The sequence below is a fragment of the Streptomyces sp. HD genome (assembly GCF_028369295.1).
In the GTDB taxonomy this organism is placed as follows: Bacteria; Actinomycetota; Actinomycetes; order Streptomycetales; family Streptomycetaceae; genus Streptomyces.
This window is the reverse complement of record NZ_JAQMYP010000045.1, coordinates 25,638-48,576: the sequence shown is the minus strand read 5'-3', so window position 1 is coordinate 48,576 and position 22,939 is coordinate 25,638. Positions and strand designations below refer to the sequence as shown.

At 69.0% G+C, this 22,939-nt stretch carries 18 protein-coding genes and 1 pseudogene; 8 read left to right on the top strand and 11 right to left on the bottom strand.

The window, feature by feature from the left end; translation table 11 throughout:
* Positions 1 to 20 precede the first annotated feature (20 nt).
* The 5 genes and pseudogenes from POF73_RS34195 to POF73_RS34175 all read left to right on the top strand — a co-directional run.
* A complete protein-coding gene (locus tag POF73_RS34195; protein WP_272122961.1) occupies positions 21 to 2,021 on the top strand; it encodes a pectinesterase family protein in 2,001 nt (666 codons plus the stop codon).
* Positions 2,022 to 2,071: 50 nt separating this feature from the next.
* On the top strand, positions 2,072 to 3,421 hold the full coding sequence (locus tag POF73_RS34190) for an ABC transporter substrate-binding protein (RefSeq protein ID WP_272122960.1): 1,350 nt from the start codon (positions 2,072 to 2,074) through the stop codon (positions 3,419 to 3,421).
* A gap of 108 nt (positions 3,422 to 3,529) precedes the next feature.
* On the top strand, positions 3,530 to 4,324 hold the full coding sequence (locus tag POF73_RS34185) for a rhamnogalacturonan acetylesterase (protein WP_272122997.1): 795 nt from the start codon (positions 3,530 to 3,532) through the stop codon (positions 4,322 to 4,324).
* Between the two features lie 31 nt (positions 4,325 to 4,355).
* Positions 4,356 to 5,669 carry a pectate lyase family protein gene (locus POF73_RS34180; RefSeq protein WP_272122959.1) on the top strand — a complete coding sequence of 438 codons (1,314 nt, stop codon included), beginning with the start codon at positions 4,356 to 4,358 and terminating at the stop codon, positions 5,667 to 5,669.
* 130 nt (positions 5,670 to 5,799) lie between these two features.
* Positions 5,800 to 6,219: pseudogene (locus tag POF73_RS34175) on the top strand (pectinesterase family protein); the annotation flags it as partial.
* Between the two features lie 33 nt (positions 6,220 to 6,252).
* On the opposite strand, the gene POF73_RS34170 reads toward POF73_RS34175, so the two are convergent.
* The 3 genes from POF73_RS34170 to POF73_RS34160 form a co-directional block, all read right to left on the bottom strand.
* On the bottom strand, positions 6,253 to 8,520 hold the full coding sequence (locus tag POF73_RS34170; protein ID WP_272122958.1) for an ABC transporter permease: 2,268 nt from the start codon (positions 8,518 to 8,520) through the stop codon (positions 6,253 to 6,255).
* A complete protein-coding gene (locus POF73_RS34165) occupies positions 8,517 to 9,137 on the bottom strand; it encodes an ABC transporter ATP-binding protein (protein ID WP_272122957.1) in 621 nt (206 codons plus the stop codon). The genes POF73_RS34170 and POF73_RS34165 overlap by 4 nt, the downstream gene beginning before the upstream one ends.
* Positions 9,138 to 9,301: 164 nt before the next feature.
* Positions 9,302 to 9,700, bottom strand: coding sequence for a hypothetical protein (locus tag POF73_RS34160; RefSeq protein WP_272122956.1), 399 nt, complete (start codon positions 9,698 to 9,700; stop codon positions 9,302 to 9,304).
* A 329-nt stretch (positions 9,701 to 10,029) separates the two neighbouring features.
* Here POF73_RS34160 and POF73_RS34155 point away from each other — a divergent pair, with 329 nt between their 5' ends.
* Positions 10,030 to 10,839, top strand: coding sequence for an HAD family acid phosphatase (locus POF73_RS34155; RefSeq protein ID WP_272122955.1), 810 nt, complete (start codon positions 10,030 to 10,032; stop codon positions 10,837 to 10,839).
* Between the two features lie 3 nt (positions 10,840 to 10,842).
* Here POF73_RS34155 and POF73_RS34150 read toward each other — a convergent pair whose 3' ends face one another.
* Complete coding sequence (locus POF73_RS34150; protein WP_272122954.1) at positions 10,843 to 13,041, bottom strand: family 43 glycosylhydrolase; 2,199 nt, start codon at positions 13,039 to 13,041, stop codon at positions 10,843 to 10,845.
* Positions 13,042 to 13,276: 235 nt separating this feature from the next.
* Here POF73_RS34150 and POF73_RS34145 point away from each other — a divergent pair, with 235 nt between their 5' ends.
* Positions 13,277 to 14,257 (top strand): right-handed parallel beta-helix repeat-containing protein, encoded by a 981-nt coding sequence (locus POF73_RS34145; RefSeq protein WP_443049678.1) that lies wholly within the window; start codon positions 13,277 to 13,279, stop codon positions 14,255 to 14,257.
* A gap of 117 nt (positions 14,258 to 14,374) precedes the next feature.
* Here POF73_RS34145 and POF73_RS34140 read toward each other — a convergent pair whose 3' ends face one another.
* From POF73_RS34140 to POF73_RS34130, 3 genes are all read right to left on the bottom strand, one after another.
* On the bottom strand, positions 14,375 to 15,205 hold the full coding sequence (locus POF73_RS34140; RefSeq protein ID WP_272122953.1) for a pectate lyase: 831 nt from the start codon (positions 15,203 to 15,205) through the stop codon (positions 14,375 to 14,377).
* An 83-nt stretch (positions 15,206 to 15,288) separates the two neighbouring features.
* Positions 15,289 to 16,134, bottom strand: a complete 846-nt coding sequence (locus POF73_RS34135; RefSeq protein ID WP_272122952.1) for a hypothetical protein — start codon at positions 16,132 to 16,134, stop codon at positions 15,289 to 15,291.
* Complete coding sequence (locus POF73_RS34130) at positions 16,131 to 16,700, bottom strand: SigE family RNA polymerase sigma factor (protein WP_272122951.1); 570 nt, start codon at positions 16,698 to 16,700, stop codon at positions 16,131 to 16,133. Before POF73_RS34130 ends, POF73_RS34135 begins: the two co-directional genes overlap by 4 nt.
* Positions 16,701 to 16,950: 250 nt before the next feature.
* On the opposite strand from POF73_RS34130, the gene POF73_RS34125 reads away from it, so the two are divergent.
* Positions 16,951 to 18,402 (top strand): NCS2 family permease, encoded by a 1,452-nt coding sequence (locus POF73_RS34125; protein ID WP_272122950.1) that lies wholly within the window; start codon positions 16,951 to 16,953, stop codon positions 18,400 to 18,402.
* Between the two features lie 108 nt (positions 18,403 to 18,510).
* On the opposite strand, the gene POF73_RS34120 is transcribed toward POF73_RS34125, so the two are convergent.
* Genes POF73_RS34120 through POF73_RS34105 form a run of 4 tightly spaced genes read right to left on the bottom strand, consistent with a single transcriptional unit; the run spans position 18,511 to position 22,907 of the window.
* Complete coding sequence (locus tag POF73_RS34120) at positions 18,511 to 19,953, bottom strand: peptidoglycan D,D-transpeptidase FtsI family protein (RefSeq protein WP_272122949.1); 1,443 nt, start codon at positions 19,951 to 19,953, stop codon at positions 18,511 to 18,513.
* A gap of 55 nt (positions 19,954 to 20,008) precedes the next feature.
* Entirely contained in the window at positions 20,009 to 20,659 is a 651-nt protein-coding gene (locus POF73_RS34115; protein WP_272122948.1) for a response regulator transcription factor, read from the bottom strand.
* On the bottom strand, positions 20,656 to 21,912 hold the full coding sequence (locus tag POF73_RS34110) for a sensor histidine kinase (RefSeq protein WP_272122946.1): 1,257 nt from the start codon (positions 21,910 to 21,912) through the stop codon (positions 20,656 to 20,658). Before POF73_RS34110 ends, POF73_RS34115 begins: the two co-directional genes overlap by 4 nt.
* Positions 21,909 to 22,907 (bottom strand): hypothetical protein, encoded by a 999-nt coding sequence (locus POF73_RS34105; protein WP_272122944.1) that lies wholly within the window; start codon positions 22,905 to 22,907, stop codon positions 21,909 to 21,911. Before POF73_RS34105 ends, POF73_RS34110 begins: the two co-directional genes overlap by 4 nt.
* Between the last annotated feature and the right edge of the window lie 32 nt (positions 22,908 to 22,939).

Below are 22,939 nucleotides of genomic sequence, written 5' to 3'. Positions count from 1 at the left end.
TGAGCCTGTTGGGAGCCGCAATGACGCAGCACCTTGATAGCAAGCGCTTGCAGAGATCGAGGTCGAGACCGGGACACGGCAAGGTCGTGGCCGCCGTGCTCAGCCTGGTCGCCGCGCTCGGCCTCGGGGCGATGGGGGAGGCGAAGGCCGCGAGTCCGACGGCGACCCCGGTCGCCGCCGACCGCTGGACCGACCGGCCCCATGGATTCGCCTCCCTCGCCGGGGGCACGACCGGCGGGGCGGGCGGCAAGGTCGTGACCGTCACGGATCAGGCCTCGCTGGCCAAGTACGCGGCGGCGCCCGAGCCGTACATCATCCGGGTGTCGGGATCGATCGACGTCGAACCCTTCGGCTCGGACATCGTGGTGGGGTCGAACAAGACCGTGATCGGCGTCGGCGACACCGGTGAGATCGTGCACGGCGAGCTGCACCTCAACCCCGGTACCAGCAACGTCATCATCCGCAACCTGACGATCCGTGACTCGTACGTCGAGGGCGACTGGGACGGCAAGACGACCGACTTCGACGCCATCCAGATGGACACCGTCGACCACGTCTGGATCGACCACAACCGCTTCACGCACATGGGCGACGGGCTGCTCGACATCCGCAAGGACAGCCAGTACATCACCGTCTCCTACAACCGGTTCACGAACCACAACAAGGCGTTCGGGATCGGCTGGACGACCGACGTCCGGACGCAGATCACAGTCGACCACAACTGGTTCAGGGGCACGAAACAGCGCAATCCGTCGGCCGACAACTGCGCCTACGCCCACCTGTACAACAACTACCTGTCGGCCCAGGTGGCCGACGGGGACCCGACGTGGACGTACGGGAACTGGTCGCGCGGCTGGACCCGGATGGTCATCGAGAACAGCTACTACGACGGGGTCCAGCATCCCTATCAGGCCGATGTGACGGCCGAGCTGGTCGAGCGCGGGTCGATCCTGAGGAACACGACGGGGCGGACCGACGAGCGGGGTGCCGCCTTCGATCCACGGGAGTTCTACGACTACCGGCTGGACCCGGCGGCCGCCGTGCCGGCCCTGGTGAAGCGGTTCTCCGGGCCGCAGCAGCGGATCGGCGGGGTGACCCTGCGCGTCCCGGACGACCACCCGACCGTGCAGTCCGCCGTGGACGCCGTGCCGGACGGCAACACCGTGCCGGTGACGATCGCCGTCGCGCCGGGGACGTACCGCGAGAAGGTGTTCATCCCCGCGAGCAAGCCGGACATCGTGCTCCAGGGGACCGGACGCGACCGGTCCGACACCGTCGTCGTCTTCGACACGCCCGCCGCGTACGGGGGTTCGACGGGCAGCGCGACCGTCCGGATCGCCGCGAACGACGTCACCGCCCGCAACCTCACCTTCAGCAACGACTTCGACGAGGCCGCGCACGAGCTGAACGGCGAGCAGGCGCTGGCGATGAAGACGACCGGTGACCGGATCGTCTTCGAGGACACCGCCTTCCTGGGCAACCAGGACACGCTGATGGCCGACAGCCCCAAGCTGGACGTGATCAGCCGGGTGTACGTCCGCGACTCCTACATCGAGGGCGACGTCGACTTCGTCTACGGGCGGGCCACCACCGTCATCGAGCGGTCCGTGATCCGCGCGCTGAGCCGGGGATCGGACACCAACAACGGCTACATCACGGCGGCTTCGACCTGGACGGGCAACCCGTACGGGTTCCTGATCACCCGCTCGAAGGTCGTGAGCGACGCCCCGGCCGGGACGTTCCATCTGGGGCGGCCCTGGCATCCGGGCGGTGAGCCCGCGGCGGTCGCCCAGGTGCTGATCCGCGACACCGAACTGCCCGCCGCGATCAAGGCCTCGCCGTGGACCGACATGAGCGGGTTCCCGTGGCAGGACGCGCGGTTCACCGAGTACCGGAACTTCGGACCGGGCGCGGCCGTGACCGCGGACCGGCCGCAGATGAGCGAGGCCGAGGCACGGGACCACACCGTCGCCGACTACCTCCAGGGCACGGACGGCTGGGCGCCGTACGCCCGTCACTGACCCCCACAGCTTCACATCTCCGCCGGATCCAGAACGAAGAGAGCCGACCAATGAAGAACAGCATCCGCAGAAGCAGGCGCGTCGTCACAGCCGTCGCCCTCGGGTCCGTCCTCGCCCTGACCGCCACCGCCTGCGGTGACGACGGGAGCGGCGCGGGCGGCGACAAGGGCGCCGAGGGCAGCGGCAAGGGAAAGATCGTCTTCTGGGACAACAACGGCGGTGTCCGCACCGACATCTGGAAGGAGCTCATCGCCGACTTCCAGAAGGCCAACCCCGACATCAAGGTCGAGTACGTCGGGATCCCGTCCACCGACTACCAGTCCAAGGTGGACACCGCCCTCCAGGGCGGCGGCCTGCCGGACGTCGGCGGCGTGGGCGCGGCCATGCTCGCCGGGTTCGCCGCGCAGAACGCGCTGGAGCCGCTGGACGACCGGCTCGCCAAGTCCTCCCTGAACGGCAAGCTCAACGACGACATGGTCGCCTCGCTGAGGGCCGCGGGTGGTGGCGACGACAAGCTGTACTCGATTCCGACCTCCGCGAACAACGGTGTGCTGTACTACCGCACCGACCTGTTCAAGAAGGCCGGGCTGGACGAGCCGACCACGTGGGACAAGTTCTTCACCGCCGCCGAGAAGCTGACCGACGCCAAGAAGAACGAGTTCGGGTACACCATCCGTGGTGGCGCCGGGTCCATCGCCCAGGCGCTGGACGCGATGTACGGGCAGTCGGGGATCACGTCGTTCTGGGACGCGAGCGGTGCGAAGACGACCGTCAACGACCCCAAGAACGTGGCCGCGCTGGAGAAGTACGCCGCGCTCTACAAGAAGGTCACCCCGGCCGCCGACCTCAACAACGACTTCACCAAGATGGTCGCGCAGTGGGATTCCGGCACGATCGGGATGCTGAATCACAACCTGGGGTCGTACCAGGACCATGTGAAGGCGCTGGGGACCGACAAGTTCCGGGGAATTCCGCAGCCGGTCGGCTCCGGCGGCAGGCGGGTTCAGGTGTCCAACCCCGTGGACGGAATCGGGCTGTTCAAGAGCTCCAAGAACAAGGAAGCCGCCTGGAAGTTCATCGAGTTCGCCACCTCGCGCGAGGAGAACTCGAAGTTCAACGAGGCGGCGGGGCAGGTGCCGGCGAACAACGACGCCGCCAAGGATGCGTGGATTTCCGAGGCCGAGCCCACGAAGCTGGCTGCCGCCGCGTTGACGGACGGGTCGACGTCGATTGTGCAGTTGCCGTACTACCTGCCTGACTGGAACACCATCTCCAAGGCCGACAACGAGCCGAACTTCCAGAAGGTGCTGAACGGGGACATGAGCGCCAAGGACTTTCTGGACACGATGGCCGAGCAGTTGAACGAGGCTCAGGCCGAGTGGAAGTCGCGTAACGGCTGAGAGCTCGGTCGCTTCGCTGCGCGGCCGGCTGCGGGTTCGTTGTGGCTGGTCGCGCAGTTCCCCGCGCCCCTTGGGGGGTTTCACTTTCCCCTGTTGAAAGGCACCCTTGTGTCTCTTACCCGCAGACAGGTCGGCGTGGCTGCCGCTGCCACCGTTCCATTTGCTCTCGCGGGCACTGGTACCGCTCAGGCACGCCGGCGCTCCCGCACCCTCTACATCGCCGGTGATTCCACCGCCGCCCAGAAATACGCCGATGCCGCCCCGGAGACCGGGTGGGGTATGGCGCTGCCCTTCTTTCTGCGTAACAGCATGCTCGTCTCCAATCACGCCGTGAACGGGCGCAGTTCCAAGAGCTTTGTCGACGAAGGGCGGCTGGATGTCGTTCTCCGGGCCATTCGGCCCGGTGACTTCCTGCTGATCCAGTTCGCACACAACGACGAGAAGGCCACCGACCCGACGCGGTACACCGAGCCCTGGACGACGTACCAGGAGTATCTGCGGCTGTATGTCGACGGTGCCCGGGAGCGGGGGGCGCGGCCGGTGCTGGCCACCGCTGTCGAGCGGCGGAGGTTCGACGCCGACGGCAACTCCGTGCCGACCCACGGCGACTATCCGGCGGCGATGCGCGCGCTCGCGCAGGAGAAGCGGGTGACGCTGCTCGACATCCAGGCGCTGTCGCTCGCGCTGTGGCAGCGGATCGGGGTCGAGGAGACGAAGAAGTACTTCAACTGGACGGCCGCCGAGCAGGACAACACGCACTTCAACCCGCCCGGCGCGATCGCCGTGGCGCGGCTCGTGGCGCAGGAGCTGCTGCGTGCGCGGGTGCTCGGCCCGCAGGACATGCGTCGGCTCGACGAGGAGATCCCGGAGTCCTGGATCACCTGGCCGCAGGCCGCCGCGTAACCACCCCGACCGCAGAAAAGAGAGCCGCACAATGAACGCACAGGTATGGCATGGGCATGCCACAGTGAGGACCGCTGTGCTGATCGGCTGCACCGCGCTCCTCCTCGGGCTGACCGGCACCGGAGCGCAGGCCGGGCCCCGTGACCTCGGCCGGCAGGTCCTCGGCTCGGGTGACGGCTGGGGCGCGGAGGGTGCGGGGACCACCGGTGGGTCGGCCGCCGATGCCGAGCACGTCTACACCGTCACCACGTGGGCCGAGTTCAAGGCCGCGCTGAAGGCCGGTGCGGACGCCCCGAAGATCATCCAGGTCAAGGGCATGATCGACGCCGTCTCCGAGGGCTGCGAGGCCTTCGTCACCGACGGCTACGACCTCCAGCAGTACCTGAAGGACTACGACCCGGCCGTCTGGGGCAACGACGAGGTCGCCAGCGGTCCCCAGGAGGACGCCCGGGTCGCCTCCGCCGCCAGGCAGGACACCGAGATCAAGGCCAACGTCCCCAGCAACACCACCATCGTCGGCGTCGGCCCGAACTCCGGCATCCTCGGCGGCAGCCTCCAGATCAAGGGCGTCTCGAACGTCATCATGCGCAACCTCACCATCGAGGCCCCGCTGGACTGCTTCCCCAAGTGGGACCCGACCGACGACAACAAGACCGGCAACTGGAACTCCGAGTACGACGCCGTGGTCGTCTACGGCACCGACCATGTGTGGCTCGACCACAACACGTTCACCGACGGGCGCTACCCCGACAGCGAGCGGCCGGTCTACTTCGGCAAGAGGTTCCAGCAGCACGACGGGCTGACGGACATCGTGCGCGGCTCCAACCACGTGACCGTGTCCTGGAACCGCTACCAGGACCACGACAAGAACATGCTGATCGGCAACGGCGACGGCCTCGCCGCCACCGACGGCGGCAAGCTCAAGGTCACCATGCACCACAACCGCTTCGAGGGCATCCTCCAGCGCTCCCCGCGCGTGCGGTTCGGGCAGGTCGACGTCTACAACAACCACTACGTGGTGACCGAGGAACAGAAGGACGACTACTACATCTTCGGCGTCGGCATCTCCTCACAGCTCCACGCCAGCGACAACGCCGTCTCCCTGCCGGCCGGTGCCAAGGTCGGCAAGGTCCTCAAGAAGTGGAACGAGTCCCCGCTGACCGCCGAGAACAACTACGTCAACGGGAAGCCGACCGACCTCATCGCGGTCCACAACGCCGAGATCCCGGCGGAGACCCTCCAGTCCGGCGCCGGCTGGACACCGACCCTGCGGACGAAGATCGACAACCCCAAGGCGGTGCCGGGGATCGTCGCTCGCTGCGCGGGCGCCGGCCACCTGCGCTGACCTCCTCCCGAGTCCGCCGGGGCGGCCCGCATCGCACGCCACCACCCGGGCGATCGCACGCCGCCGCCCGGGCGTGTGCCCGCCCCGGCCCTCAGCCCCCGTACGAGCAGCACCGCGAAGGAGCACCCGTATGCCCTCGCACCACCCCCGACCGCCCCTGTCCCGAAGGGGACTCCTGACGGCAGGCGCCGCCGTCGGTGCCGCGCTCGCCCTCACCCCGGTCCCCGCCCGCGCCGCGGCCGGACGCCCCTGTCCCTTCGGCCGATACGGTTCACCGGCCGCCCGCCTCACCCCGCGGACCCGCTACGTCGACCCCTCCGGCCAGGGCGACTTCACCACCGTCCAGGCCGCCGTCAGCGCGACGAACGGCAGCGGCTGGACGCTGGTCATCGCGCCGGGGACGTACCGGGAGAGGGTCGCCGTCGACGTGACCCGAACGGGGATGACCTGGCTCGGGGCCGGCGACGACCCGCGTGACGTCGTCATCGTCCACGACAACGCCGCCGGCACCCCCAAGCCCGGCGGCGGCACCTACGGCACCACCGGCTCCGGCCCGCTTCGTACGTCGATTCCGTACGCACCGTCAGTCCCGGCGGATCAGCTCCGGGTCGATGCGGCGGCCGACCAGGGGGAGGGTGCCGATGATCGCCATGGCGAGGACGCCGAGGGTGGAGGCCAGCAGTACGGGCAGGCCCGCGCCGTCCCAGAAGATCTCGCCGCCGCCCGTGACCAGGTAGGCGGTCTCGGCCAGCTTGCCCGAGACCAGGGCCAGCAGCAGGCCGATCGCGAGCGGCAGGACGACCTGCAGACACTGCACGGTGCGCAGGGTGCCGGCCCGGGCTCCGATGAGAGCGAGGGCGGTGACCTGGGACCGGCGTTCCACGGCCCGGTCGGTGACCGACACCAGGAACGCGGCGACGCCGATGACCAGACCCATCACCATGCCCAGCAACAGGAGCGTCTTGATCACCGTGAGCTGCTGCAGGGCCTCGACGTTGACGCCCGTGGGATCCACGTCGGCCGTCGGTGCGATGGCCCCGATCCCGTCCAGGACCGAGCGCACAGTCGCCGGGTCGGAGGAGGAGGCGAGGACGAGAGTGGCGGACACCGGGACGGCGCCGGGCGGCAGCTTGCCGGGCGGGACGAGAATGCCGGTACCCGGCAGGTTCGTCACCCCCTGACCCGCGAACAGCACGGTGTCCTTCGGTACCGGGATGCGCAGCGTCGTGCGCCTGCCGTCCTTCTTCAGCGTGTAGGTGGAGGCCTTGAAGGGCTCGTCCCCGGTGTTCGGGTCCGACAGGCGCATCACCTTGCCGTCCACACAGCCCTCCACCCGCCGGGTCAGCGCGGTGAGCTGGGCGCAGGTGGCGACCAGGGCGGTGGCCTGGTCGTCGTCGGTGTCGCTCTGCAGATCGTTGTCGAAGTCCATGACGACGGTGGCCACGTCCACGCCGGGAATCTCGCGCAGCCGCTGCTGCTGGTCCGGGCTCAACCGGGACAGCTGCAAGCCGTATTCCTGGGTCGGTGAGGAACTGCGCGAGACCTGGCTCAGCTCGACCAGGACTCCCTGGGCGAGGGACGCCGAGAAGACCAGCAGCACCAGGCCGGTGACCACGCGCATCGCGCTGCCGGGCTCGACCTCGTTGCGCCGCATGGCCATGTTGAGGGCGAGATTGCCGGAGCGGGCGAGCCGCTTGGCCAGGAGGTACGACAGCAGCGGCAGCGTCAGGACCAGACCGAGCCCGGTCAGCAGCACACCGGCCGGCACCAGCAGGGCGTTGATGCCGGTGCTGCTCGCGGGACGGTCGGTCAGGCCGGTGGCGCTGAAGCCGACGACGATGCCCAGGCCGGTGACGAGCAGCAGCCCGCCCCAGACGCGCGGCGCCCTGGGGGCGGCGACCCGACGGGTCGCCAGCGGGTTCCGGGCCGCCGCGCGGGCGCTCGCCCGGCCGACGAACCAGGCCAGCAACGGGCAGCCGAGCAGGCAGATGGCCATCGTCTGCCCCGAGGCGGCGCCGTCGGCGGCGTACCACTTCAGGCCGGGCAGGCCCGTCCTGGCGACGATCTGGTTCAGCAGCCAGAACTCCGCGAGGCCGAGGGCCGCACCGAGCAGGGCGGCCACGACGGTCTCGGCGGCGTTGACCCGCTGGGTGCCCTTGGCGCTGAGGCCGAGCAGACGCAGCGCCGCGAGCCGTCGGTTGCGGCTGGCGGCGGACAGCTTGGCGCACACCGACAGGAAGACGCCGAGGGGCAGCAGGACCAGGGTGGCCAGGGTGAAGCGGAGGATCTCCAGGGTGGAGGGGTCGACGGCCCAGGTGGGCGGGTAGTTGCTGCCGAAGCTCTTCAACGCACGGGCGCCGTCGCCGAGTTGGGCACGGGTGGTGCCGACGTAGGCGTACAGCTCGTTGGGGTCGGCCAGGCCGGCGGCGCCGATCAGGCCCTTCTCCGTGCCGGGGAGCAGGCCCTTGAGGCCGGGCTCGCGCTGGAGCTGGTCGTGCAGGGCGGGGGAGACGTACACCTCGCCCGGGGTGGGCAGCTTGCTCAGGCCGGGCGGCGGCGCGGGGGTGTCCTGGGTGCCCAGGGCGATGAAGACCCGGCCGAACGGCCTGGAGCCGTGCGGGTCCCGGAACTCCTGCACCATGCTCCGCTGACCGGTCGGCTGACCTGCGTAGACCCGGGGGTCACGGGCGGCGGTCCGCCCGTCGTGGGCGTCGAGGATCGCCGGGATCGTGAGAACGAGGGCGAGGCAGCACACGCCGAGCGAGCCGCCCAGGGTCATCAGCAGAAAGCGGGCGCGGTTGCCCCGGCCGGAGCCGAACAGCAGCCGCAGACCGAGCAGGAACTCCCTCATCCCGCCGCTCCCATGGGGGCGAGCACGCCGTCGGCCATGGTGTAGCGGTTGTCGGCCTGTGCGGCCACCGTCTGATCGTGGGTCACCAGCAGCACGGCGGTGCCCTGCGAGCGGGCCAGGTCCAGGAACTCCTTCAGCACGGCAGAGGCGTTGGCACTGTCGAGGGCACCGGTCGGCTCGTCCGCGAACACGACAGCGGGCTTGTGCACCAGGGCGCGGGCGACGGCGACGCGCTGGCTCTGGCCGCCGGACACCTGGGAGGGCCGCCGCTCACGCAGCTCGCCGATCCCCAGCCGGTCGAGCACCTCGGCGGCGGCCTTGAGCGCGGGGCGCTTGCGCTGCCCGGCGAGCCGCAGCGGCAGGGCGGTGTTCTCCTCGATGGTCAGCTCGGGCAGCAACTCGCCGTACTGGAAGACGAACCCGAACCGCTCCCGGCGCAGGGCGCTGATCTCCTCGTCGTCCAGGTCGGCGAACGTCTGCCCGTCGAAACTGATCCGGCCCCGCGTCGGAGGCAGTACCCCTGCCAGGCAGTAGAGCAGCGACGACTTCCCGGAACCGCTGGCCCCGGTGATCGCCGCGACCTCGCCCCGGGCGAGTGCGAGATGGGCGTCGCGCACGGCCGGTGTGGAGCCGTAGGAGAGCTCGACACCGCTCGCGGAGAGGATGTGTGACGCGTCTGACGTACTGGTACTGATCGTGTCCCCCGGAGGCCGGAGGGCCCCGGCGGTCAGTCCGGGGCCCCAGGGTTGTTCTGTGACTGACGGTCGCCCGTCAGTCTCTCCTAGCGGTGGTAGCTCTTCGTCACCGAGCAGTTGTCCGGGTGCAGCGAACCCCGGTCACGGCAGGCCCGTATCGACGCGTCATCGGTGTGCAGAGCGGCACCGTCGTAGCTCAGCTTGTCCAGCCAGACGGTCTTCTTCTGCTTGCCGTCGAACCGGCCCCATCCGTATCCCTCGACGCGGACCTGCATGTAGACGTTGTGCCCGTCGCCGTGGTCGGCGTCCTTGAGGTTGCCCTTCCAGTGGAAGGCACCCTTGTTGGTGTGCGAAGGCTCGAACTTGTACTTGGCGTCCTTGAACTGGACACCCCCGCTGTTCAGTGTGGGGATGCCCTTCCATGAGGCACGAGCCTCGGCCGCACTGGTCGTCCCACCGCTTGCCGTAGCGAACGCTGTCCCCATGCCCGTCAGAAAGAGCCCAGTCGCGAGCACACCGACAGCCAGCTTTCGATTCACTTGTTTTCCTCCCGTTTTTCCCGGTGCCAGACCTTGATCACCGGGCGCTCGGAACGTTAACACCCGCTGGCCGAAAGGCGATCGACTTTTTGATCAAGAGCGCGCTGCCCAGGTAAGCATTCGCAAATGGCATGCACGCTCTTCACGGATATCGCACCAATCTGAGGGAACCCGAACCCCGTTTTTCGCATCCACGTCCCTCTTCGGATCTCCCCAGATCTCGATCTCGCAACGGAACTCGCGCAGACAGGGGTGACGCGCGTAGAAAATCTGTCATGCATAAGCCACCACACAAGTCACTGCGTATCGCGGCCGTCACCGCCGCCTGTGCCGTCGCCGGTGCCGCCCTCTACGGCGCCGGTGCCGCCACGGCCGGACAGACGACCGCGAACAGCACCCACGAGCCCTACAACATCGGGCTGCTGGTCAAGGACATCGACACCTACTACGGCACCTCGCTCGACGCGAACGGTGTCTACCAGGCGTCGAAGGACAGCCCCTACGCCAAGGACCTGGCGAAGATGGACAAGGCTGCCCGGAAGTACATAGACAAGGCGGCCCGCAAGGCGCTGCACAAGGGTGAGAAGCCCGCGGTCGTCTTCGACATCGACGACACGCTGCTGCTCAGCCTCGACTACGAGAAGAAGACCAACTACACGTTCAACGCGACCACCTGGGCCGAGTACGTGAACAAGGCCGACCGCCCGGCCGTGTTCGGCAGCCCGGAGCTGGTCCGGTACGCCGAGTCCAAGGGCGTCGAGGTCTTCTACAACTCGGGTCTGGCCGAGTCGCAGCGTTCCGCCGCCGTCGAGAACCTGAAGAAGGTCGGCGCCGATGTGAACCTCGACGCCGACCACATGTTCCTCAAGGACAAGGCGAACCCGCCGGCCTATCTGAGCGCCTGTGCCACGCCGGGCACCTGGAACTGCACGACCGTGCAGTACAAGTCCGGCACCCGGGGCCACATCGAGGACGACCTCGGATACGAGATCATCGCCAACTTCGGCGACCAGTACTCGGACCTGGAGGGCGGCCACGCCGAGCGGACGTACAAGCTGCCGAACCCGACGTACTTCGTCGGCTGAGCCTCACCGTCGTACGGGCCTGATGCCCTCCAGCGTCGGCACCACCGGCAGGATCGTGCCGTCGGCCGCGAACTTCATGCGGTCGACGGTCGTTTCGCGGTGCATGCCGTCGCTGCCCGGCTTTCCGGGGCCGTTCAGGGCGAAGCGGTGGTAGACGATGTACCAGTCGTCGGTGCCGGGGGTGTTGACCACCGAGTGGTGGCCGGTGCCGAGGATGCCGTACTCGGGGCGCTTCTGCAGGATCGTGCCCCGCTTGGTCCACGGGCCGAGCGGGGACGGGCCCGTCGCGTACGCCACGTGGTAGTTCTCGCTGCGGGTGTCGTCCTCGGACCACATGAAGTAGTACGTGCCCTTCCGCTTGATCACGAAGGATCCCTCACGGAAGTTGTCCGGGGTGATGTCCTTCACCTTCGACGCGTCGAACGACACCATGTCGTCGTTCAGGGGGACGACGTAACCGTGTCCGTTGCCCCAGTAGAGATACGACGTCCCGTCGTCGTCCGTGAACACCGCCGGGTCGATCATCTGCCCCTTCAGTGAGCCGCCCTTCGCCACCAGAGGCCTGCCCAGCGCGTCCTTGAACGGACCCGCCGGGGAGTCCGCCACCGCCACGCCGATCTGCTGCTCGGCGCAGAAGTAGAAGTAGTACTTGCCGTCGCGTTCGGCGATCGCCGGGGCCCAGGCGTTCTTGTCCGCCCACGTCACGTCGGGGCCGAGATCCAGGATGACTCCGTGGTCCTTCCAGTGGACCAGGTCCTTCGACGAGTACGCCTTGAACTTCGTCCCGCTCCAGCCCTGGAAGCCGTCCGTGGTCGGGTAGATCCAGTACTCGCCGTTCAGATAGTGCACGTCCGGGTCGGCGTTGAGGCCGGGCAGGACCGGGCTTCCGGTTCTCACCGCCTCGACCGTCCAGGTGCGTTTCGTACCGTCCTTGGCCGTCACCGTGTACGACTGCGGCTTGCGGAAGTCGCGCCGGGTGCCGGACCCGGGGGTGAGGGAAGCGCCCTCGCCCACCCACAGCTTCGGGGCCAGACGCGCCAGGTCCGCGTCCGGCCGCATCGGCAGGACCACCTTCGACGCGCTCTCCGTGACGGTCGCGTAGCCCTTCTGGTCCTTCGCCGTCGCGTCCACCACCGAGGCGGAGCTCGCGGGATACGCGGCCAGCAGCCGGTCGTACTCGGCCTGCGTCACCGGAATCACCGTGCCGTGGCGGGGGCTCGCGGGCAGTTGGTAGTCGGTGGACGGCGTCCACCTGCCCGAGTCGAGGTCGGTGGTCTCGAACGGGACGTAGCCGCGGCCGCCGTACTCGTCGATGAACAGGTACCACTTGTCCTCGGTGTTCGACTTGAACACCGTCGGGCCCTCACCGCGCTCCATCGCACCGCTGCCGATGCAGTCGGCCACGAAGTCGTACGAGGTGTCGGTCAGGCTCGTCGACTTCTCCGCGGTGATGAACTTCGAGCAGGGCGATCCGGAGCTCGGGTCCCGCTCGTCCTTGGTGTAGCGGTGGTAAGTGCCCTTGTGCTGCACGACCGTCGAGTCGATGACCGAGTAGCCCGGGTCGTTCCAGACCTTCGCCTCGCTGAAGGTGCGGAAGTCCTTCGTCGTCGCGTACAGCATCTTGTTGTACGTCGAGCCGGTGTGGTCGGGGTCGTCGGCCGCGTACAGCTTCGAGGCCCAGAAGACGACGAACTCGCCGAGGCTGTCGTCCCAGTACGCCTCCGGCGCCCAGGTGTTGCCCGCGTTGTCGGGGGAGACCCGCGCGAGGCGCCGGTCGGTCCAGTGGACCAGGTCGGTGGACTCCCAGACCATGATCGACTTGCTGCCGTGCCGCTGGACCTGGTCCCAGCTGCCGCTGCTGTTCTGGTACATCCGCAGATCCGTGGCGATCATGTAGAACCGGTCGCCCTCGGGGGAGCGGATCACGAAGGGGTCGCGCAGGCCCTTCTCCCCGGTCGTGGAGGTGAGCACCGGCTTCCCCGCGTTCAGCTCACGCCAGTGCAGCGGGTCGTTGCCGCGGCTGAGGGCGTAGCGGATCTGCTCGCCGTCGGCGGTGCCCTCGCCGGTGAAATAGGCGAAGAGATAGCCGGCGTACTTGGGCTGGTTCACGGGTGGTGCTCCTGGGTGGGCGGAACCGGGTGGGGCGCTGAGGAGGGCGAGAAGCAGCGAGAGACAGGCGACGAGGAGTATCCGTGGGCGCATATCGGTCCTGTGTGAGTGTGGGGGTTCGTGTTGGATGGTGTGCGCCTTCGGAGTCTCGCCAGCGGGAAACGGCACGTCAATCGGTGCGTGTGCGATCAGGGGCGGCGAAAGTTTCGGTTGGTTTCGGTGAGGCGTGGCAACCTTCGCGCCCTCGGTGGCGACCAGATGCCAGAAGCGGGCCGGGGCGGCCCCTCCGGCCCGCTTCGTCCCCATCGCCCAGGAAAGGAACGCCCCTGTGCTTCAGAGCACCGGACGCCACCGCAGGACACGCACCCTCTCCATCGCCGCCGCGGTGGCCGTCGCCGCGGGGGCGGGCGGCGTCTGTCTCGGCCTCTCGGACGGCGGTGCCGAAGCCGCCTCGACCACGGTCACCGTGTCCAGCACCGCCCAGCTGGAGTCGGCCGTCAAGAACGCCGCAGCCGGTACCACCATCCAGGTGCGCGGCGGCACCTACCAGCCGGCCGCCACCCTCAAGTCCACGGCGAACGGCACGAGTTCGGCCCGGATCACGCTCCAGGCGTACGGCAGCGAGAAGGTGCGGATCGACGGCTCCAAGCTGCCCGCCGGGTCCTGGCTCGCCGGGATCTACGGCGACTACTGGACCGTGCGGAACCTCACCTTCGTCAACTCCCCGGCCCAGGGCTTCGTCGCCACGTCGAGCGTCGGCGGTGTCTTCAAGAACCTGGTCACGGCCGACAACGGCGACTCCGGGTTCACGCTCCGCGGCGACGGCACGACCGGCAACCTCGTGCAGAACCTGGACAGTCACGGCAACCACGACCCCGCCGGGCACGGTCAGAACGCCGACGGGATCGCCGTGAAGTTCGGCTCCGGAACCGGCAACAGGATCACCGGGGCGCGTCTGTACAACAACTCGGACGACGGGATCGACCTCTGGCAGTTCTCCTCGCCGGTCACCGTCCAAGCTCGGTTCGTCGGCCGTTTCCTCGGCCAACGACTGGGACAGCGGTGTGGCGAGAGCGGCCTTCAGGTCGAAGGACGCCGCCACGGCGTACGGGGCGCGCAAGGCGGACGGTTCGCTGCCCGCGACGACCTTCCTGACGACCGGCTCCGCCACCATCGGCTCGACCATGAACTAGGACAGGCCCTACGGACGGCTCCCGGTCTTCCGTGCCAAGAAGAAACGCCCCGCCGGTCGTCACTGGCGGGGCGTTCTCCTTGCCGGCCCGAGGGGGGCTCCGGCCGGCGCCGCTGACCGAGGGGGGCTCAGGTCAGCAGGTCCGGACAGTCGAACGAGGTGGGGGTGTCCGTCTGCCGTGCATTACTAGGGACGTTGAACATGAACATGTGGTTGTTTCCCGGCGGGAACCACTCACTGGTAGGCGATGTCGGACGCCGAGAACTTGCAGGCCGTTCCGTCCGGTCCGCTGCCGAGCTCCTTCGGCTCCTTGCCGTTGCTGTTGCCCTCGAAGCGGGTGCAGGTCTTGATCTTCTTGCCGCTGTCGCCGTGGACACGGATCTTGCGCAGCGCTGCCGTGTCGCCGTAGTTGGAGTTGATGCCGACGATCGACTTGCCGGGCGCGGTGACGTGCACGTCGTTGATGGTGATCGTGCGCTTGAACTGGGTGGAGCAGTTGCCGCAGGAGCGCACCAGCTTGCCGAAGTTCTCCACCTGGAACTCGGAGACGACCAGCTTGCCCGCGCCGTTGAACTGGAGCACCTTGTCGTCGGCGTTTCTCGCGCCGCCGCCGTACACCGTGTACACCGCCGAGGACGACTTGCCCTTGAAGGTGGCGGCGTCCTCGCCGACGTCCAGCCACCACACGTTCTGCAGGGTGCAGGAGCCCTTGCAGTGGACGCCGTCCGCTGCCGGGGTGCCGATGACGACGTTCTTCAGGACCGCGCCGTCGGCCAGCTCGAAGATCGGGTCCTGGCCCTCCTCCTGGCCGCTCCCGCCCAGGTCACCGGTGCCGTAGAACTTCGCCATCCTGCCGTCGTAGGTGCCCGACACCGGGATCGTCCTGGACACCGGCTTGCTGCCGTTGGGCGTGGGCCAGGACGCGGCAGCACCGGCGGTGGACATGAGCGTCGTGGTGACGATCGCCGCACCTGTGATGCCGAGGGCGCAGGCTCCGGCGATCAGCGCCCGTCGCTTCGTGACCTTGCGGCGGTGGCTGACGCGCTGTTCGGCTCGTGCTGTCATTACCCAAATCCTTGCCTGGGGGATCCTTGCGACTCTTGGTCGCCCCCAGGTGAAGGAAGGGTTGCCGGGTCTTCCGGGTTTTCTTACGAATCCCCTGCGTCTGTACCGGAGTTGTCGTCGTGGCCCGCGAAGTCACCCGCCACGGACAGCTGTTCGCCGCCCGCCGTGGCCGTCATCGCATAGCGGTCGTTCCTGGCGTCCCGGCCGCCGCGCTCATGGTCGTACTGCCCCGCGAACACCCACTCGCCCTCGCGGACCGTACGGCCCTCCTTGAGTACCCAGGTGTAGACGACGAAGCCGTCCTTCTCCTCGACCGTCAGCGTGAAGTCGCCCTCCGGCAGCGAGCGCCAGGCTCCGGTGGAGGTGACCCCGCCGGTCTGCGCGACCTTCAGCTGCACGGTGAGCGCGGTGAGTCGCTCACTCGCCTTGAGGGTCAGGTTGCTCTGCGCCCAGAAGTCGTTGCTGTGCGGGTCCACCGAGCCGTCCGACCACAGGGGGCCGTCCTCCTTGCCCTCGGCGGTGGGCGGCAGAGGGTTCGCGGGCGGCTGCGACGGGGGCCCGGTCTTCTTGCCTGACTCCGGCGTGGGCTTCGGCTTCGGGCTCACCGGCGGGACCGGCGCACGGCTCGTCGCGTCGGGCGTCGGCGTGGGCGTCGGCGAGGTCGCCACCGTCTGCTGCGGGGTGTCCTCCTTCACGGCGGACGCCACCGCGTAACCGCCGACCGCGAGTACGCCGGCCACCGCGGCCGTCGCGGTCACCACCCGGAACCAGCCGTAGACGGGCGGACGGGTCGCCCGGTGGTCGGGGCGGGTCTGCTCGGCCATACCGCGCTCGACGCGGGCCAGGATCCGCGCGCGGTCGGGTTGGTGCGCCTCGGCCGCCTCGTGCAGCCGGGCGCGCAGTTCGTCGTGCACGTCCCGCCGCATCATCGGTTCCTTCCTCCGGCGTTCCCGGCGCGAGCCATGGCGGCCGCATGCACCTTGAGCGGAGCTCCCTGGGCCCCGAGCAGCCGCTGCAGCTCGGCCATCCCCTTGGAGGTCTGGCTCTTCACCGTACCGACCGAGACACCCAGTGCGAGCGCGGTGTCCTTCTCGGACAGGTCGAAGGCGTGCCGCAGCACCACACAGGCGCGTTTGCGGAACGGAAGTCTACGCAACGCCTCCTGGACGTCGACGACGCCCGCGACATCAGGGTTCTCGGTCTTCTCCTCGCGCTGCGACCAGAACAGGGCGATGCGCCGCCGCTCCCGGACCGCGCTGCGGATCTTCGTGCGGGCCAGATTGGCGACGACCCCGCGCGCGTACGCCACCGGATGGTCGGCCGCGCGCACCCGGTCCCAGCGGTGCCACAGCGCCAGCAACGCGTCCGCCGCCAGATCGTCGGCGGCGTCCGCCTCACCCGTCAGCAGATGGGCCAGGCGCGCCAGTTCGGCATAGTGCCGGTCGAAGAAGGCGTGGAACTCCACGGAGGCGGCGTCGTCGACGACCGTGCCCACGGATGACCCCTCCCAGCTGTGCGTGCCACGTGTATGACATGTGCTCATTCGGAGATCATCCGGACGAGATGCGGAAGCGTAGCAGTGATCGACTGCTTGGTTCGTACGAGGCTTCGAACAAGGTGTGGCAGGTCGTACGGTGAGCAGCCCTGATTCCGTAACACGGGGAAAACCTGAAACGGGTTCAACAGGGGAACAATCCAGCCAGCATCCGCACACCGATCAGTCAGGCAGCAAGGAGCGACCCGCCATGTCCGATTCCCAGAAGGTGACCGACCGGCCAAGTGCCGCACCGCCGGGTGTGAACAGCGTCGACAGGTTCTTCAAGATCTCCGAGCGGGGGTCCACCTTCACCCGTGAGATACGCGGCGGCTTCGCCACGTTCTTCACGATGGCCTACATCCTTGTCCTGAATCCCATCATCCTCGGGAGCGCGAAGGACAAGTTCGGCGACCAGTTGGATGCCGTCCAGCTCACCACCGCCACCGCTCTGGTGGCCGCGGTCATGACGATCATCATGGGCGTCGGCGGCAACCTGCCGCTCGCACTCGCCGCGGGCCTCGGTCTGAACGCCGTCGTCGCCTTCCAGATCGCCCCGCTGATGGCCTGGGACGACGCGATGGGGCTGGTCGTCCTCGAAGGCCTGCTGATCTGTGCGCTCGTGGTCACCGGTCTGCGCGAGGCCGTGATGCATGCCATCCCGCAACCGCTGAAGCAGGCGATCAGTGTCGGTATCGGCCTGTTCATCGCCTTCATCGGCTTTGTCGACGCCGGATTCGTCAGCCGGATCCCGGACGCCGCGAACACCACCGTGCCGGTTCAGCTGGGCGGCACCGGTCAGCTCGCCGGGTGGCCGATGCTCGTGTTCTGTCTCGGAGTTCTGCTGACGATCGCGCTGCTCGCCCGCAAGGTGAAGGGCGCGATCCTGATCAGCATCGTGACCATGACGGTCGTCGCGATGATCATCAACTCCGTCGCCGACATAAAGGCCTGGGGACTGACCACGCCGGCCTGGCCCGACCAGGTCGTCGACACCCCGGACTTCGGACTCATCGGAGACTTCAGTCTCTTCGGTGCGTTCGGTGAGACCACCGCCATCACCGTCGTCCTGCTGATCTTCACCCTGGTGCTGTCCGACTTCTTCGACACCATGGGCACGGTCGTCGGCATCAGCGCGGAGGCCGGCCTGCTGGACGAGCAGGGCAAGGTGCCGGGCCTCGGCCGGGTGCTGCTGATCGACGGCGCCGCGGCGGCCGCCGGCGGTGCGGCCTCGTCGTCCTCCGCGACCTCCTACATCGAGTCGGCGGCGGGCGTCGGCGAAGGCGCGCGCACAGGCTTCTCCAACCTGATCACCGGCGGCCTGTTCGGACTCGCCCTGTTCCTGACCCCGCTGCTCACGATCGTGCCGCTCCAGGCGGCCGCACCCGCCCTGGTCGCCGTCGGGTTCCTGATGATGACCCAGGTCAAGCACATCGACTGGGACAAGTACGAGATCGCCATCCCGGCCTTCCTGACGATCGCCGTCATGCCGTTCACCTACTCGATAACCAATGGCATCGGGGCGGGTTTCGTCGCGTACGTCGTCATCAAGGCGGTGCTCGGCAAGGCGAAGGAGATCCACTGGCTGATGTGGGGCACGTCGGTGCTGTTCCTGGTGTACTTCGCCATCAACCCGATCGAGCAGGTCCTGGGCGTGAAGTGAGGGACGCTGCGCGGCCAGTGCGCGTTTCGACGTGGCTGGTCGCGCCCGCGCGGCGGAGCCGCAAATCGATACCGCCCCGCGCCCCTTCGGGCGCGGGGCGGAGGGGCGCTACTTCAGCGCCGCCTCCATCACCGCCTTGGCCACCGGCGCCGCCAGGCCGTTACCGCTGACCTCCGACCGTGCCGCGTCCGACTGTTCGACCAGTACCGCCACGGCGACCTCCTTGCCGTCGGCCTTGCCGTACGACGTGAACCAGGCGTACGGCGTCTTGCTGTTCTTCTCGCCGTGCTGGGCCGTGCCCGTCTTGCCGCCCACCGTCGCGCCCGAGATCTGGGCGTTCGTGCCCGTGCCCTCCTCGACGACCGTCTGCATCGCCGACTGGAGCTGCTCGGCGGTGGACGAGCTGACGATCTCCTTGGTGTCGGCCCGGTCGTCGTAGTTCTCCAGCACATCCCCGCTGCTGTTGGTGATCTGCGACACCATGTGCGGTGAGACCAGCTTGCCGCCGTTGGCTATGGCAGCCGACACCATGGCCATCTGCAGCGGGGTCGCGGTGACGTCGAACTGGCCGATGCCGGACAGGGCCGTCTGCGCCTTGTCCATGCCGGAGGGGTACACGCTGGTGTACGCCCGCACCGGCACGTCCTGCGACTCGTCGTTGAAGCCGAACTTCTCGGCCGTCGCCCGTACCTTGTCCTGGCCCAGGTCGACGGCCATCTTGCCGAAGACGTTGTTGCAGGAGTACTGCAGCGCGACCCGGATCGAGGCGTTCTCACAGGGGGCGGACGGGTTCTCGTTCGTCAGCCGGCTGCTCGACTGGGGCAGGTCGTAGGGGTTCGGGCTGACCGTCTTGTCGTCCACCGACTTGTACAGCCCGTCCTCCAGCGCGGCCGCCGCGACGACCAGCTTGAACGTCGAACCCGGCGGCAGCGGCTGGCGCAGCGCGCGGTTCGTCATCGGCTTGTCGGAGTCCTTGGTCAGCTGCGTCCAGGCGTCCGAGTCGCCCGTGGTGATCCGCGACGGGTCGTACGACGGAGTGGAGACGGTCGCCAGGATCTTCCCGGTGCCGGGGTCGATCGCGACGGCGGCGCCCTTCTTGTCGCCGAGCGCGTCGTACGCGGCCTTCTGCACGTCCGGGTCGATCGTCGTGATCACGTTGCCGGGGGCCGACCGCTTGTTGGTGACCGTGTCCAGCACGCTCTTCAGACGGTTGTCGGTGCCGTCCAGCAGATCGCGGTAGACGCCCTCCAGCTGCGTGGCGCCGTACGCCTGTGAGCTGTAGCCGGTGACCGCCGCGTACAGCGAGCCGTCCGTGTACGTCCGCTTGTACGCGAGGTCGCCGTTCTTGGTGCGCGCCGAGCCGGTGACCGACTTGCCGCCCACGACGATGTTGCCGAGCGGCTCGCTGTACAGCGCGATCGTGTTCCGCCGGTTGTCCTTGTCGTCCGCGAGTGCCTGGCCGTCGTAGAACTGCACCCATGTCGCCCTGACCAGCAGAGCGAACACCAGCAGCAGCACGAAGACGGACACCCGCCTGATCGTCTTGTTCATCCCACCCGAGGAGACGAGCGGGATGAGGGCAATCGTTCCCTTGCGCCCCGTTTTCTCATCGACTGTTCATGAAGCCCGCCTCGTACGCGGCGATCACCGCCTGGGTGCGGTCCCGGGTGCCGGTCTTCGCCAGGACCGCCGCCACATGCGACTTCACGGTGGCCGGACCGACCTCCATGCGCCGGGCGATCTCCGCGTTGGTCAGACCCCGCGCCATCAGCCTCAGCACCTCGCTCTCACGTCCCGTGAGCCGCGCCACCCAGGGTGGCGGTGCCGGGTACGCGCGCGCGTGCTCGGCGGCGAGGTTCCGGACGGCCGACGGGAACAGCAGGGTGTCGGAGCGCGCGACCAGCCGTACCGCCTGCACGAGCGCGTCGGCGTCCGCCCGCTTCAGCAGGAACCCGGCGGCTCCGGCGCGCAGGGCGTCGTAGACATAGGAGTCGTTCTCGAAGGTCGTGACGACGACGATGCGGGGCGGATCGTCGAGCGTGCCGAGGATCTGCTCGGTGGCCCGGATACCGTCGATCTCGGGCATCCGGACGTCCATGAGGACGACATCCGGGCGCCGGTCCCGTACGACGGTCACGGCCTCGGCGCCGGTGGCCGCCTCGCCGACCACCTCCATGTCCGGCTCGGCGGAGAGGATGGCGCGCAGGGCGCTGCGCACCATGCGTTCGTCGTCGGCGAGGACGATCCGGATCGTCATGCGGGTCCCTTCAGGGGCAGTCGTACATGCAGCCGCCACATCCCCGGTGCGGGGCCGGCCTCCGTCGTCCCGCCCAGCAGTCGGGCCCGGTCGGCGATGCCGCGCAGGCCGTGGCCGCCGCCGGGGCGACAGACGGGGGCGTGGTCCAGCGGGTTCTCCACGGTGATCGCCAGCTGCCCGTCGGCGGCCTCGATCCGCAGGGTCACCGTCACCCGCTCACCGGCGTGCCTCAGGGCGTTGCTCAGCCCCTCCTGCACGATGCGGTAGGCCTCGCGGGACAGCACCGGCGGCAGCGCCTCGGGGTCGATGCCCACCGTGGCCGTCACCCGTGTCCCGCCCGCCCGGGTGCGGCGCAGGAGACAGTCGAGGTCGCCGCCGAGGGTGGGCGCCGGGGCCGTACCGGGAGCGTCGCCGTCCCTCAACACGCCGAGCACGGCGTCGAGTTCACCGACCGTGCGCCGGGTCGTGTCCTCGATCGCGGCGAGGGCCTCGCGCACGAACTCCGGGTCGGTGTCGAGGACTCGGCGGGCCGCGCTCGCCTGGAGGGTGACGGCGCTGAGGGCGTGGCCCACGGAGTCGTGCAGCTCGCGCGCGAGCCGGTTGCGCACGGCGAGGTCGGCGGCGCGCGCCTCGGCCGCCGCGAGCCGGTCCTCCGGCGCGGGCCCGAGCAGCGCGGGCGCCCAGCGGGCGAGGAGCGTGCCGGCGGCCGCCGCGCAGCAGGCGAGCGCCAGCAGCGTCGCCACCCCCGCGAGCGGCGCCAGCGCCAGCACCCACGTGTGGTCGAGGGCTTCGGGGAGTTCGACGAACTCCGCACCGCCCAGCCACACGATCAGCGGCAGCGCGGCCAGGAACCCGGCGAACGGCGGCACCGCCAGCGACATCCCGGAGATGATCCCGCCGAACCCGAGATGCAGCGTGAACCAGGCCGCCGTACGCCCCTTCGCGGCCCGCGTCCGTGCGGGGCCGTGGGCGAGCAGCCCCGCGTCGACCCCGCACAGCGACCGCACCGCACCCGCCTCCAGGGACCGGGTCAGCGGGAACAGGGCGGCGGTGACGGCGGCCAGGGGCAACCCGACGGCGAAGGAGAGGAGTTGCAGGGGCAGGTCGTTGAAGACATACCGGGAGTCGGTGGCGGGCCCGACGACGAGCTGGCCGACGAAGACGTAGGGCATGGCGAGCGCGCCGCCGAGGATCAGATGGATCCAGCGCCGCCGCGCCCGCCGCCCGAACAGGAGCCGGAGATGTCCGCTCACGTCGACCGCTTCACCGCGGACCGCTCCGCCAGGAAGTAGGCGCCGACGGTGGCGACGAGGATGCCGACGATCATCTGGCCAGCGTAGGTCAGGCTCATCAGCGGTGTGGCCCGGTCGGCGATGTCGTCCGGGCCGCCCAGGGAGGCCAGCGACAGCCAGCCGCCCCAGCAGGTGACGGCACCCGAGCCGACCCAGGCCAGGGCGAGCGGTACCTTCACGGGCAGGGCGCGGCCCAGGCGGAAGGCGAGCATGCAGCCACCGGTGACGGCGGCGAGGAGGAAGAGGGCGTACACGGTCTCCAGGGCGTAGAAGTCACCGGTCCGTTCCGACACCCGCCCCTCGCTCAGCCCCGCCGTCGCCCCGCAGGCCCACAGCACGTGCACGGTGAGCGGGAACAGCGCCAGGATCCCCGCGGCCACCGCGCTCACCCGCTGGGCGGCCCCGATGACACCGACCGGCAACTCCCACACCAGCCCCCGCCACAGGTGTCCCCAGCGGTCCCGGGCATAGAGCGCGAACAGTGCCCCCAGGGAGATCCCCTGAGCGATGAACCCGCTGTACACGACCCCGAACACCCATTCGTCCAGGAAGGCTTCACCGCCCGCGCTCGTCCGCGTGCTGCCCCCGAAGGCCCGCACCACGAGCTGCAGCGGAAACCCGGCCATGATCGGAGTGAGCAGCCCGGTGGCGACCCACACCGGGAACGCGAGCAGCCACGCGGGCACCCTGAGCCCCCAGGGCCTGGTCAGCACCAGCGCGAGCACGATCACGGCACTGTCCAGCAGCACGGAGACGCTGTTGACCACCGCCATGGAGACCCGGTGGTCCAGCAGTCCGCTGTCCTCGGGAATCCCGACGTGGCTCCCGGCGACCCAGGCGATCTTGAGCGAGAGATACGGCACGCACGAGACGATGGCGACGGCCCGCAGCGCGCGGCGGGTCCGGCTGGGACTCGGGGTGTGCAGGACCGGGGCGGGGGCGAGTGACTGCGTCATGCGTCCACGCTCCCGCGAGCACCCCGACCAGC

Bases quoted from the DNA above. Each gene is read 5' to 3' on its own strand.
- POF73_RS34105 (WP_272122944.1), bottom strand. From the start codon at position 22,907: ATGACGCAGTCACTCGCCCCCGCCCCGGTCCTGCACACCCCGAGTCCC.
- POF73_RS34120 (WP_272122949.1), bottom strand. From the start codon at position 19,953: ATGAACAAGACGATCAGGCGGGTGTCCGTCTTCGTGCTGCTGCTGGTG.
- POF73_RS34195 (WP_272122961.1), top strand. From the start codon at position 21: ATGACGCAGCACCTTGATAGCAAGCGCTTGCAGAGATCGAGGTCGAGA.
- POF73_RS34180 (WP_272122959.1), top strand. From the start codon at position 4,356: ATGAACGCACAGGTATGGCATGGGCATGCCACAGTGAGGACCGCTGTG.
- POF73_RS34170 (WP_272122958.1), bottom strand. From the start codon at position 8,520: ATGAGGGAGTTCCTGCTCGGTCTGCGGCTGCTGTTCGGCTCCGGCCGG.
- POF73_RS34135 (WP_272122952.1), bottom strand. From the start codon at position 16,134: ATGATGCGGCGGGACGTGCACGACGAACTGCGCGCCCGGCTGCACGAG.
- POF73_RS34150 (WP_272122954.1), bottom strand. From the start codon at position 13,041: ATGCGCCCACGGATACTCCTCGTCGCCTGTCTCTCGCTGCTTCTCGCC.
- POF73_RS34140 (WP_272122953.1), bottom strand. From the start codon at position 15,205: ATGACAGCACGAGCCGAACAGCGCGTCAGCCACCGCCGCAAGGTCACG.
- POF73_RS34125 (WP_272122950.1), top strand. From the start codon at position 16,951: ATGTCCGATTCCCAGAAGGTGACCGACCGGCCAAGTGCCGCACCGCCG.
- POF73_RS34115 (WP_272122948.1), bottom strand. From the start codon at position 20,659: ATGACGATCCGGATCGTCCTCGCCGACGACGAACGCATGGTGCGCAGC.
- POF73_RS34155 (WP_272122955.1), top strand. From the start codon at position 10,030: ATGCATAAGCCACCACACAAGTCACTGCGTATCGCGGCCGTCACCGCC.
- POF73_RS34160 (WP_272122956.1), bottom strand. From the start codon at position 9,700: ATGGGGACAGCGTTCGCTACGGCAAGCGGTGGGACGACCAGTGCGGCC.
- POF73_RS34190 (WP_272122960.1), top strand. From the start codon at position 2,072: ATGAAGAACAGCATCCGCAGAAGCAGGCGCGTCGTCACAGCCGTCGCC.